Consider the following 12,078-nt stretch of genomic DNA (forward strand, 5'->3'; position numbering starts at 1 on the left):
GTGCTGCCACGGGTTAACACCCCTGACCTGACGCAAGAGCCCTAGGAGCCGATCATGCGCGCCGAGACGCAGTCCACAATCGAGGCCATCCAACGCTCGCTGAGCCTGCTGGGGCAGCGAATGGACAAGCAAACAGCGCCGCATCGGCTCGAAGAAATGAACGCGATCATCGAGGCCGGGGATCTGTGGTCAGATCCGGCCCGCGCCCAGAAACTCATGCGGGAACGCCAGGCTCTTGTCGAGGCGATCGATACCTACGAGCGGATCGAAGGCGATCTGGCGGCCAATGCCGAAATGGTCGAACTGGCCGAGGCGGAAGGTGACGAGGAACTGGTAGCCGAGGCCGAAAACAACCTGAAGACCTTGGCGGATCTGGCGGCGCAGAAGGAACTCGAGGCGTTGCTGAACGGCGAAGCGGATGCGAATGACACCTTCCTCGAGATCAATGCAGGTGCGGGCGGCACGGAAAGCTGCGATTGGGCCGCAATGCTGGCGCGGATGTATGTGCGCTGGGCCGAGAAGAAGGGCTACGAGGTCGAGCTGATGAGCGAAAGCACCGGGGAAGAGGCCGGGATTCGCAGTGCCGCCTACAAGATCAGCGGGCATAACGCCTATGGCTGGCTGAAATCGGAAAGCGGCGTGCATCGGCTGGTTCGGATCAGCCCCTTCGACAGCTCGGCGCGCCGGCATACCTCTTTCAGTTCTGTCTGGGTCTATCCGGTGGTCGATGAGAATATCGAGATCACCGTGCCCGACAATGAAATCCGCATCGACACCTACCGCTCCTCGGGCGCGGGCGGACAGCATGTGAACACCACCGATTCGGCGGTGCGGATCACCCATATTCCCACCGGAATCGTGGTGACGAGTTCCGAGAAGTCGCAACACCAGAACCGCGCCAACGCCATGGCAGCGCTGAAATCACGGCTTTACGAGATCGAGCTGCGAAAGCGCACCGAAAGCATCCAGGCCCAGCATGACGCCAAGGGCGATGCGGGCTGGGGCAACCAGATCCGGTCCTATGTGCTGCATCCCTACCAGATGGTGAAGGACCTGCGCACATCCGAGGAAACCAGCGATACGCAAGGCGTGCTGGATGGCGATCTGGACGCCTTCATGGCGGCCACCCTGGCGATGGATGTCGCGGGCAAGAGCCGGGCCGAAGCGCAGTCCGAAGACTGACCTATTCCGGCAGGCAGGGAATGTGAGGGGCGGCGCTTTCGGGCAGCAAGCCGCTCAGGCGCGGATCGGGGATGATCTCGACCTGACGCCGGATCGGAGTAAAGCCCGAGCGGCGATAGAAATCCACCGCTCCGGGATGATCCATTGTGCAGGTATGAACCCATAGACGCGCCAAGGGCTGTGCCCAGGCAATTTCCAATGCACGATTCATCAACCAACGCCCCGCTCCGCTGCCGATGAGTTCCGGGGAAAGTCCGAAAAACGCCAATTCGCATTGATCTTCCGCCCGGAAATCCAGTTCCAGCAGGCCAACCCCCTCGGGCGTGACAAGCCTGCGGATCTCGACCTGCGGATCGTGGATGATCGCGGTCAGTTCGTCATCCGTCATCATCAACCGCGAACACCAGAGCCAATCCTCGCCCACGCGGCGGAACAGCTCGCGATATTCCGCAGGCGGCGGCCGATGCCAGAGTTCGAGCCGCCAGTCGCTCGCCTCGCGTTCCGGCCGCCGGGCCGGGGGGCTGCGCATTTCCAGCGAGGTCACCACGGTCGCGACCGTTCCGGGCACCGTGTCGTGATAACCCGAAGCCAAGGCAGATTGCATTGCCGATTTCCCTCTATGGCGCCCGGTAAGCATTTCCACGGCAACCTAGCCGCCTTGCGTTGCCCCGGCAATATTGCCGCATGGATGAAAACTCGCGGATCAAACGCAGAGAACCCTCAACCCGGAAGGAGACCATATCCACGATATTCGATCCTATCGCCGACTTTCTCTCGATATCGTCAGCGTTTTTAGCTGAAAACGGCCAGCCCAACCCCACACCCCCGGCAAGATAACGCTCAAAACAGGAAAACCACTGATGCACGGGAACGTGCGGTTGCCGTATCCCGTTAAAGTCGTGGACAAAAAGCCAGTCGAGATAATTAACCTCAAGGAGTCTCACATGAAACCGATGATTAAAGCCGGAATGATTTCCGCCCTGACCGGCCTGGGCGCCGTGGCAATGCTGGCCCCCGCATATGCCGCCGGGTTCGCCGAGCTGGACGCGAATAGCGATGGCCAACTCGACATGACCGAACTGCAGGCGGCCTTTGACGTCCATGCCGAGGCAACCCTTGAAGCCTATGACACGGACGGCGACGGCATGATCAGCGTCGAGGAGGCCGAGGCGATGGCCGCAGGATCGGCGGCGGCTTCGGCCGAAGGAGCTGCCGAGGCCACCGCCGAAGGCGCGGCTGAAGGTGCAGCCAACGCGGCTGAGGGGCTGGAACAGGCTGGCGAGGTCGCTTCCGATGCGGCCGAAACTGGCATGTCGACGGCAACCGAGGCGACCGACGGTGCGGCCGAGGCAGTCGGGAATGCACTGCCCGCCACCGGAGGGGCCGAAATCGGTGCCGAAGCCGGCGCGTCGGTCGAAGCGGGTACCGAACCGGCGAACTGATCGCGATCAGATCCCATGACACGGGCTCCGACCGGGTCACCCGGTCGGAGCCTTCGTTTTTTCAACGCCTTTTTATCTACCCTGCCCCAACGCCCGGGTTCGGAATATCAGGTCGGTTCAGACAGCTATAGTTCTTTGCTTTTTACATATTTACCGACAGAAAACCGGTGTCGCCCAGACATGGAAACGCATTATGCTGCACTCGCAGTAATCAGTTCTGGAGCCGAGACATGAAAGAGAAAAGCATCAATCTGGCGTTACAAGGGGGCGGCGCGCATGGCGCCTTTGCCTGGGGTGTTCTCGATCGGCTTCTGGATGAGGATTGGCTAAAGATTTCGGCCATCACCGGCACCTCGGCGGGTGCGTTGAACGGGGCGGCACTGAAGGCCGGGCTGTCCCGGCACAGCGGCGCCAGGGGACGGCAAGCGGCACGGAAGAATCTCGATTACCTCTGGGGAGAGGTCGGGCAAATCTCGGACAATAATGTCGTGCGCTGGATGCATTCCCTGATGCCCATGCCCCGCGGGTTTCATCGCCTGACCGAGATGTTCTCTCCCGCCGCATGGATGGACAGCATGACACGGGTCTTCAGCCCCTATGATTACGGCCCGTTCTACGTCAATCCGCTGGCGGCGGTGCTGCGCGAGTTGCCCTATCCGAGTTTCAGTACCGGACAGGGGCCGGAGCTATTCGTTGCAGCGACGAATGTGCGCACGGGGCGTATGCGAGTCTTCACCGGGCGCCATGTGACGCCCGACGCGGTGATGGCCTCCGCCTGTTTGCCAAGCCTGTTTCGCGCGGTCGAGATCCGGGATCCGGAAACGGGTGAGACCGACGCCTATTGGGACGGCGGTTTCACTGGTAACCCGGCCTTGTTCCCGCTTTACCGCGCCCATCTGCCGCGCGATATCGTGATCGTGAATATCAACCCGATGATGCGCGATTGCGTGCCCAAAACTCCTGTCGATATCGCCGACCGGGTCAACGAGATCAGTTTCAACTCGGCGCTGATGGCCGATCTGCGAGCGATCAACTTCGTCAAGAAGCTGGATGCCGAAGATCGCTTGGGCGACCGGGCCATGAAAGTTCCGCTGATCCACATGATCCTTGACGACACCCTGATGAACGATTTGTCCGCGCGCTCCAAGATGATGCCCGAGCCGGGGATGCTTGCCCGGATGAAAGAGGCCGGGCGTGACGCCGCTGACAGTTTCCTGAACGATCACGCGGATTCCTTGAACGGCAAAGACACGGTGGATCTGTCGACGCTGTTCACCGGTGTGACCGTGGGCTAACGGGCGGGGCTGCCTGATCCAAGCAGCCCGCGCCTGACGCGGGATCAGCCCCGCAGGATATGGTCGGCAGCCTTTTCCCCGACCATGATCGAAGGGCCGTTCAGGTTGCCATTGGTGATCCGCGGGAAGACCGAACTGTCGACGACCCGCAGATTCTCTGCTCCAATGACGCGAAGCTCGGGATCGACCACGGCTTGCGGATCATCCGGCTGTCCGATCTTGGCCGTGCCGCAGGGATGGAACGCGGATTCGGCATGTTCGCGGATAAAGGCGTCGATCTGCTCGTCGCTTTGCACATCGGCACCGGGCTGGATTTCATCCCCGCGATATTCCTCGAAGGCGGGCTGATCGAAGATCTGCCGGGTCAGGCGCACGCAGGCCCGGAATTCCTTCCAGTCATCGGGATGCGACATGTAGTTGAAGCGGATTTCTGGCGCCTCTGTCGGATCATCCGAGACCAGCCGGACGGTACCGCGCGATTTCGACCGCATCGGGCCGACATGGGCCTGGAATCCGTGCCCCTTAGCCGCCGCCTTGCCGTCATAGCGCACCGCGAGCGGCAGGAAGTGATACTGGATATCCGGATAATCCTTATCGTTGCCCGAGCGAATGAAGCCACAGCTTTCGAACTGGTTCGACGCGCCAAGTCCGGTCTTTTGCAGCAGCCATTCGATCCCTACCCGGCTTTTGCCCAGAAGGTTGTAATATGTATAAAGGCTGACCGGCTTTAATGCCTTGTATTGCATGTAGATTTCCAGATGGTCCTGCAGGTTGGCACCAACGCCCGGACGGTCGGCCAGCGGCGTGATTCCATGTTCGCGCAGGTGCTCCGCCGGACCGATGCCCGACAGCATCAGGATTTTCGGCGTGTTGATCGAACTGGCCGACAGGATCACCTCGCGTCCCGCGGTGATATTCTCGATCCGTCCCTTGCGCTCGACCTCGACGCCATAGGCGCGATTGCCTTCCAGCAGGATACGGCGGGCAAAGGCGCGGATCACCTGCAACCGGCCGTTCTTGCGGGCCGGGCGCAGATAGGCATTGGCGGCAGACCAGCGGCGGCCCTTCCAGATGGTCGCCTCCATCGGGCCAAAACCCTCCTGGTGCTCGCCATTGTAATCGTCGGTGCGCGGCCAGCCCGCCTGTGCTCCGGCCTCGATGAAGGCGTTGAACAGCGGGTTCTTGCGCTTGCCACGGGTGATATGCAGCGGCCCGCTGTCCCCACGCCATTCCGAGACGCCGCCATGCCAAGTCTCCATGCGCTTGAAATAGGGCAGAACGTCGTCATAGTCCCAGCCCGCAGCACCGGATTCCTTCCAGAATTCAAAGTCCTTGCGGTTCCCCCGCACGAAAACCATACCGTTGATCGAAGAGGAACCGCCCAGCACCTTGCCCCGTGGCGTGACCAGCCGCCGTCCTCCCAGATGAGGCTCGGGCTGCGACGAGAAACCCCAGTCATAGCGCGACATGTTCATCGGATAGCTGAGCGCGCCCGGCATCTGGATGAAGGGGCCGATATCGCTGCCCCCGAACTCGATCAGGGTGACGCTGCGGCCCGCCTCGGTCAGGCGATAGGCCAGTGCGCAACCGGCGCTGCCTGCGCCGATGATGACATAATCGGATTGGCTCATTGCTGCATCTTTCCCAAAGCGGCGGAGCAGATCAGTAGGGCGCGTCGACGCCCCCCATGCCCACATAAACAGATTTCAATTGCGAATAGTGCTCGATCGCAGCGGCGGAGTTCTCACGGCCCAGCCCCGACTGCTTGACGCCACCGAAGGGCATCTCGACCGGGGTCAGATTGTAGGTGTTGATCCAGCAGGTGCCGGCCTCCAGCCGGCCGACGACGCGATGGGCGCGGGTCAGGTCCTGCGTGAACACACCCGCCGCAAGCCCGTATCCGGTCGCATTGGCACGGCAAACGACTTCCTGCTCGTCATAGAAGGCCAGCGTGGTCATGACCGGGCCAAAGATCTCATCACGGGTAATTGTCATCTCGTCCGAGGCATCGGTGAAAACCGTCGGCGGGATGAAGGCGCCCTCGCCCGGACCTCCACAGAGAAGCTGTGCGCCCTCGGCCTCGCCCGCCGCGATGGCGGCGCGGATCTTTTCGGCCTGCGCGGGGCTGACGATCGGGCCGTGCTGCGTCTCGGGATCGAGCGGATCGCCCATGCGGACATTGCGAACACGTTCTGCAAGGCGGTCAAGAAAGGCTTCACGAATGCCCTCTTGCAAAAAGACCCGCGTCCCATTCGAACAGATCTGCCCCGAGGAATAGAAATTTGCCAGCATCGCCGCGCTGACCGCGTCTTCCAGATTGGCGTCGTCGAAAACGATCAGCGGCGACTTGCCGCCAAGTTCCATGGTGACATGGCGCATCCCCTCGGCGGCAGCGGTATAGACTCGACGCCCCGTCGGCACCGAGCCGGTCAGCGAAACCTTGGCCACGTTCGGGTCGGTGGTCAGCGCCGCACCGACCTGTCCGCGTCCCTGCACGACGTTGTAAACGCCTTCCGGAAGGCCCGCCTCCAGAAGGATTTCCGCCAGTTTCAAGGCCCCAAGGGGGGTTTCCTCGGACGGCTTGTAAACCATGGCATTGCCCATGACCAATGCCGGAGCAGCCTTCCAGCAGGCGATCTGACTCGGATAGTTCCAAGCCCCGATGCCCGCGCAAACGCCAAGCGGTTCGCGCCGCGTGTAGGCCCAATCCCGTCCCAAGGGAATCATCTGGCCGGTGATCGACGCCGCCAGCCCGCCGAAGAATTCCAGCGCCTGCGCGCCCGATTCCCAATCGGCCACAAGCGTTTCCTGGATCGGCTTGCCGGTGTCCAGCGTTTCCAGCCGTGACAGTTCCTCGTTCCGTTCGCGGATGATCGCGGCAGCGCGGATCAGGACCCGGCCACGCTCGACCGGCGCCAGCACCGCCCAAGCGGGTTGCGCGGATGCCGCGATCTGGCAGGCTTGGGCGACCTGATCTCCTGATGCCTCGCGCAGGCTGGCAATCTCTTCGCCGGTATAGGGGTAAAGGACCGGCAGCGCCGCGCCCTCGCCCTCGACCGGATGTCCGTCGATGAACAGGCTGGCGGCGGGTTGGGCGTTCAGACTCATGCGAGTGCCTCTTCAAGATAATCGTTGATGATGTTCAGCGCGGCAGCCCCGTCGGTCGGACCCGGGGTCAGAACCGCGCGCAGATAGACGCCATCGATCAGCGCGCCCAGGGTGTCGGCGATATTTGCCGGGTGATCGGTGAGCGGTTTCAGCGCCACGATCAGATTCGACCGCAGGCGACGATGATAGACCCGCAGCAGCCGTGCTGCCTGATTGTTGAGCAAGGCCAGTGCATAAAAATTGATCCATGCGCTGATCACCTCGCGCTTGAAATTCTGCGGCGCGAAACTGGCCGAGACGATGCCGTCCAGCCGTCCGCGCGGCCCCTGCCCCGGCAAGGCCTCGCGCACGGATTTTCCATATGTCGCAAGGATATGGCGCATCGCCGCCAGGAAAATCTGTTCTTTCGAGCCGAAATAATGATGGGCCAGCGCAGGCGACATGCCGGCGGCACGCGCGATCTGGGCCACGGTCACATCCAAAGACCCCGCCCGCCCGATCTCGGCGATGGCGGCGTTGATTAAAGCGGCTTTTCGGATAGGCTCGGCCCCAAGTTTCGGCATCTGTTCATCCGCTGTCGGAGTTTTCGGTTGCTTTTGCAGTCTAACCGATCTTTAATTGACTGGTCAATCAAGAACACAGGGAGCACGTAATGACCCTTACACGTTTCACCGCCGTACTGGCACTGACCGCTGCTACAGCCACCGCCGGTTTCGCCCAGGAGCCCGAGCAATGCCAGGAGATCGTCTTCTCGGATGTCGGCTGGAGCGATATCACCGCGACGACCGCGCTGACCTCGACCGTCCTGCAGGCGATCGGCTATCAGACCGAGACCAAGATCCTGTCGGTTCCGGTCACCTATACGGCTTTGTCGACGGATGATGTCGATGTTTTCCTCGGCAACTGGATGCCCACGATGGAGGCCGATATCGCCCCCTATACCGAGGAGGGCACCGTCGATACCGTCCGCACCAACCTGACCGGTGCCAAATACACGCTGGCCACCAACAAGGCGGGTGCCGATCTGGGCATCGACGATTTTACCAAGATCGCCGAATACAAGGACGATCTGGACGGCAAGATCTACGGGATCGAGCCCGGCAATGACGGCAACCGCCTGCTGCTCGAGATGGTGGCCGAGGACAAGTTCGGCCTGGGCACCTTCGAGGTCGTCGAATCCAGCGAGCAGGGCATGCTGGCGCAGGTGTCGCGCGCCGGCAACGCGGACAAGCCCGTGGTCTTCCTTGGCTGGGAGCCGCATCCGATGAATGCGCAATTCGAGCTGACCTACCTGACCGGCGGCGATGATGTCTTCGGCCCCAACCTGGGCGGTGCCGAAGTGCGCACCAATACCCGTGCGGGCTATGTCGAGGAATGCCCCAATGTCGGGAAATTCCTGCAGAACCTGGAATTCACGCTGGAAATGGAAAACGAGGTCATGGGCAAGATCCTGAATGACGGGATGGACCCCATGGATGCCGCGAAGGAATGGCTGCAGGCCAATCCCGATGCTACGGCCCCGTGGCTGGATGGCGTGACAACCGTAGACGGCAATGACCCGCAAGGCGCGCTGAGCGAGGCGCTGGAGGGGTAATACCACTCTCCGGGGTGCAAGCGGCCCCTGTGGCTGCTCGCCGCTTGGGCCGGCTGCCGGATCAACAGGATCGGCGGCCGGATTCCGTAGCTGACCTCTGAACGCACCGGTTCAAGCAAGCGAAAGGACATCCGATGGAAGAGCTGACCTCCTTGGTCACAGACAACAAGATCCCGGTGGGACAGACCGCGAAAACGATTTTCGACTGGCTGAATGCCAATGTCGCATGGCTGTTCGATACCGTGGCAACCGTGATGGAATGGCTGATCGGCCGCATCCTCGCGGCGCTGGAATATCCGCATCCCTTCCTGTTCATCGCCCTGGCCGTGGCACTGACCTGGGCCCTGCAGAGAAGCTGGAAGACCTGTCTGCTGATCGGGCTGGGCCTGTTGTTCGTGCTCAACCAGGGGTACTGGGAGGAAACGCAGCAATCGCTGACGCTGGTGCTGGCGGCCTGTATCGTCTGCATGGCGATCGGGGTGCCTATCGGCATCGCCGCCGCCCACCGCCCCCGGCTTTACGCGTGGATGCGGCCTGTGCTCGACCTGATGCAGACCCTGCCGACCTTCGTCTACCTGATCCCGGCCATCGTGTTCTTCGGCATCGGCATGGTGCCGGGCCTGCTGGCTACGGTCATCTTCGTGCTGCCCGCGCCGATCCGGCTGACACAGCTTGGCATCAGCTCGACCCCCGAACCGCTGATCGAGGCGGCGACCTCCTTTGGCGCCACTCCACGGCAGCTGTTATGGAAAGTCGAACTGCCAAGCGCCCTGCCTCAGATCATGGCCGGGCTGAACCAGACGATCATGCTGTCGCTGTCGATGGTGGTCATCGCAGCGCTGGTCGGGGCCTCTGGCCTTGGTGTGCCGGTGGTGCGCGCGCTGAACAGCGTGAACACCTCGCTCGGCTTCGAATCGGGTTTCGTCATCGTCATCGTGGCGATCATGCTTGACCGGATGCTGCGGATGGAGGGCCCGAAATGAGCGAAGAATCACCAAACGCCGTCGAATTCGACCGGGTCAGCATCGTCTTCGGCGATCGGCCGGAAACCGCCCTGCCCTTGATGGACCAGGGCCAGGAACGCGGCGCGATCAAGGCCGAGACCGGGCAGGTCCTTGGCGTCCATGATTGCAGCGTGAATGTCCGGCAGGGCGAAATCCTCGTGCTGATGGGCCTGTCCGGCTCGGGCAAATCAACGCTATTGCGCGCGGTCAACGCGCTCAACGATGTCTGCCGGGGAGAGGTCAGAGTCTGGGACGGAAGCAAGATGATCCCGATCACCGGCGCCGGCAAGCATTCCCTGCGCGACCTGCGCCTGCGGCATGTGGCGATGGTGTTCCAGCAATTCGGCCTGTTGCCGTGGCGCACCGTGCGGGAGAATGTCGGGCTGGGGTTGGAACTGGCCGGCATGTCAGTCCGCGACCGGCAAGAGCGCGTGGACCGTCAACTGGACACCGTGGGCCTGACGGAATGGGCAGAGCGCAAGGTCGGAGAGCTTTCGGGCGGCATGCAGCAGCGTGTCGGCCTTGCCCGCGCCTTTGCGACCGAAGCGCCGATCCTGCTGATGGACGAGCCTTTCAGCGCGCTCGATCCGCTGATCCGCGCCCGCCTGCAGGACGAGCTACTGGAATTGCAGGCCAAGACGCAGCGCACGATCATCTTCGTCAGCCACGATCTGGACGAAGCCTTCAAGCTGGGCAACCGGATCGCGCTGATGGAAGGCGGCCGGATCGTCCAGATCGGCACCGCGCGCGAGATCATCGCCAATCCGATCAATGATTACGTCGCCGATTTCGTGGCCCATATGAACCCGCTCGGCGTGCTGACCGCATCCGATATCGCGGAACCGGGCGAAGCCGAAGGCACGCCTGTGCCCGCCGACATGCCGGTTCGCGAGATCATGGAACTGCTGGCCAATGCACCGCAAGGCATGGTGCCGGTCGAAGGCGGCGGACGTATCACCCGCGATGCGGTCCTCGCCCGGCTGATCGACCCGCGCGGCAAATGATCAGGTATGACAGGGCGGCGTAATGCGGCCCTGCCCTTCTTTTTCATGCAAATATCCTCGGGGGTCGCCGACGGGTCGCGCCACTGGTTCGAGAGACCTGCCGGCGACGGGGACAGACAGCCCCCGCTATCGCGGCACGCGATAGCTCGCCACGATCCGCCCTTCTTGCAGGGACCACGACCGGATATGCCCTACTGGATACGCACCCAGGTCTGGCTCTTGCACAGTAGCCCGCCGGCGACGCAGCCGGAAAGGCTCATCTGGTCGCCCGAGACCTGTGCTTTGCCCATATAGACCTTGTTATTGGCGGGCCGCCATACCTTGCCCTCGTAATTGCCACCGCCCTGCGCGGCCATGTCGATGACGATCTGGCGTCCGATATTGGGAGAATCGTATTCGGCCTTGTCCTTGAAGGTCCGGCTGATCGTCCCGCAAAAGGCATTGCCGCAGGGGGCGATGGTGACATGGGCGAAGGCGCCTTCGTCCGGTTGGGTCTGCCAGACGCCCTCTATCGGGTCCGCAGTCGCGGCGGCGGTCGCGCCAAGCAGGAATGCCGCGGCCATGAACAGTTTTCTCATTATCATTCCTCCTCGGATATTATCCGCCAGTTTGTGCCGCAAATCGACCGCATGGCAAGCATGACGTGAGGTGAGACCCTTTCCCTTCCGTTGCCGAGATGGCAAAGGAGACGGGAACCGACGACTGCGAGACCAGAGATGATCCTATACCCCGCCATCGACCTGAAAGACGGCAATTGCGTGCGCCTGCTGCGCGGCGACATGGAGGCGGCAACCGTATTCGGCTCGGACCCGGCAGCACAGGCGCGGGCCTTTCGGGATGCCGGGGCCGAATGGCTGCACCTGGTTGATCTGAACGGCGCATTCGAGGGCAAGCCGGTGAATGCCGCGGCGGTAGAGGCGATCCTGGCGGCGATCGACATCCCGGCACAGCTTGGCGGCGGTATTCGCGACATGGCCACCATAGAGACCTGGCTGGAACGCGGCCTGACGCGGGTCATCCTTGGCACCGTCGCGGTCGAGAACCCCGCCCTGGTGCGCGAGGCGGCGGATGCCTTTCCGGGCCGGATCGCCGTGGGCATCGACGCCCGCAACGGTCGGGTGGCGACACGGGGATGGGCGACCGAGACCAATGTGAAGGCCACCGATCTCGCCCGCGAATTCGAGGATGCAGGCGTGGCGGCGATCATCTATACCGATATCGACCGCGACGGGGCGATGCAGGGGCCGAATATCCCGGCGACCGAGGCACTGGCCCGAGCGGTCAATATCCCGGTCATCGCCTCGGGCGGTGTATCGAGCCTGGACGACCTGACCGCACTGGCGGCGACCCGGGTCATTGCCGGTGCAATTTCCGGACGCGCGCTCTATGATGGGGCCCTTGACCTTGGCGAGGCGCTGGCGGCGCTGCGCTGACCTTTCGAGGAAACAC

General features: G+C 62.5%; 12 protein-coding genes. 7 read left to right on the plus strand and 5 right to left on the minus strand.

Translation table 11 applies throughout. The features are described 5' to 3' along the window. Positions 1-54 precede the first annotated feature (54 nt). The gene (gene prfB, locus JHX88_RS13065; RefSeq protein WP_076523294.1) at positions 55-1,182 is read left to right on the plus strand and encodes a peptide chain release factor 2; all 1,128 of its coding nucleotides are present in this window, start codon (positions 55-57) and stop codon (positions 1,180-1,182) included. 1 nt (position 1,183) lies between these two features. Here the strand turns inward: prfB and JHX88_RS13070 are convergent, their stop codons facing one another. Then, positions 1,184-1,786: a GNAT family N-acetyltransferase gene (locus tag JHX88_RS13070; protein ID WP_076523296.1), complete on the minus strand. Its 603-nt coding sequence runs from the start codon at positions 1,784-1,786 to the stop codon at positions 1,184-1,186. Positions 1,787-2,126: 340 nt separating this feature from the next. Here JHX88_RS13070 and JHX88_RS13075 point away from each other — a divergent pair, with 340 nt between their 5' ends. Together JHX88_RS13075 and JHX88_RS13080 are read left to right on the plus strand one after the other, a co-directional pair. After that, on the plus strand, positions 2,127-2,624 hold the full coding sequence (locus tag JHX88_RS13075; protein WP_076523298.1) for an EF-hand domain-containing protein: 498 nt from the start codon (positions 2,127-2,129) through the stop codon (positions 2,622-2,624). A gap of 230 nt (positions 2,625-2,854) precedes the next feature. Further along, the gene (locus JHX88_RS13080) at positions 2,855-3,919 is read left to right on the plus strand and encodes a patatin-like phospholipase family protein (RefSeq protein WP_076523300.1); all 1,065 of its coding nucleotides are present in this window, start codon (positions 2,855-2,857) and stop codon (positions 3,917-3,919) included. 44 nt (positions 3,920-3,963) lie between these two features. On the opposite strand, the gene betA is transcribed toward JHX88_RS13080, so the two are convergent. From betA to betI, 3 genes are read right to left on the minus strand one after another with little or no spacing between them, the layout of a single operon-like run. Further along, positions 3,964-5,550 (minus strand): choline dehydrogenase, encoded by a 1,587-nt coding sequence (gene betA, locus JHX88_RS13085; RefSeq protein WP_076523302.1) that lies wholly within the window; start codon positions 5,548-5,550, stop codon positions 3,964-3,966. Between the two features lie 31 nt (positions 5,551-5,581). After that, positions 5,582-7,021 carry a betaine-aldehyde dehydrogenase gene (betB, locus tag JHX88_RS13090; protein WP_176011400.1) on the minus strand — a complete coding sequence of 480 codons (1,440 nt, stop codon included), beginning with the start codon at positions 7,019-7,021 and terminating at the stop codon, positions 5,582-5,584. 2 nt (positions 7,022-7,023) lie between these two features. After that, positions 7,024-7,590: a transcriptional regulator BetI gene (gene betI, locus JHX88_RS13095; RefSeq protein ID WP_076523306.1), complete on the minus strand. Its 567-nt coding sequence runs from the start codon at positions 7,588-7,590 to the stop codon at positions 7,024-7,026. Positions 7,591-7,679: 89 nt separating this feature from the next. Here betI and JHX88_RS13100 point away from each other — a divergent pair, with 89 nt between their 5' ends. The 3 genes from JHX88_RS13100 to choV all read left to right on the plus strand — a co-directional run bounded on the left by JHX88_RS13100 (position 7,680) and on the right by choV (position 10,629). Then, positions 7,680-8,621, plus strand: a complete 942-nt coding sequence (locus JHX88_RS13100; protein WP_076523308.1) for a choline ABC transporter substrate-binding protein — start codon at positions 7,680-7,682, stop codon at positions 8,619-8,621. A gap of 134 nt (positions 8,622-8,755) precedes the next feature. Beyond that, a complete protein-coding gene (gene choW / locus JHX88_RS13105) occupies positions 8,756-9,604 on the plus strand; it encodes a choline ABC transporter permease subunit (protein WP_076523309.1) in 849 nt (282 codons plus the stop codon). Next, the gene (choV, locus tag JHX88_RS13110) at positions 9,601-10,629 is read left to right on the plus strand and encodes a choline ABC transporter ATP-binding protein (protein WP_076523311.1); all 1,029 of its coding nucleotides are present in this window, start codon (positions 9,601-9,603) and stop codon (positions 10,627-10,629) included. The genes choW and choV overlap by 4 nt, the downstream gene beginning before the upstream one ends. A 191-nt stretch (positions 10,630-10,820) precedes the next feature. Here the strand turns inward: choV and JHX88_RS13115 are convergent, their stop codons facing one another. After that, positions 10,821-11,207 (minus strand): DUF2147 domain-containing protein, encoded by a 387-nt coding sequence (locus JHX88_RS13115; RefSeq protein ID WP_076523313.1) that lies wholly within the window; start codon positions 11,205-11,207, stop codon positions 10,821-10,823. Positions 11,208-11,345: 138 nt separating this feature from the next. Here JHX88_RS13115 and hisA point away from each other — a divergent pair, with 138 nt between their 5' ends. Then, positions 11,346-12,062 carry a 1-(5-phosphoribosyl)-5-[(5-phosphoribosylamino)methylideneamino]imidazole-4-carboxamide isomerase gene (hisA, locus tag JHX88_RS13120; protein WP_076523315.1) on the plus strand — a complete coding sequence of 239 codons (717 nt, stop codon included), beginning with the start codon at positions 11,346-11,348 and terminating at the stop codon, positions 12,060-12,062. Positions 12,063-12,078 lie beyond the last annotated feature (16 nt).

This window comes from Paracoccus saliphilus, from assembly GCF_028553805.1.
Classification (GTDB): Bacteria; Pseudomonadota; Alphaproteobacteria; order Rhodobacterales; family Rhodobacteraceae; genus Paracoccus; species Paracoccus saliphilus.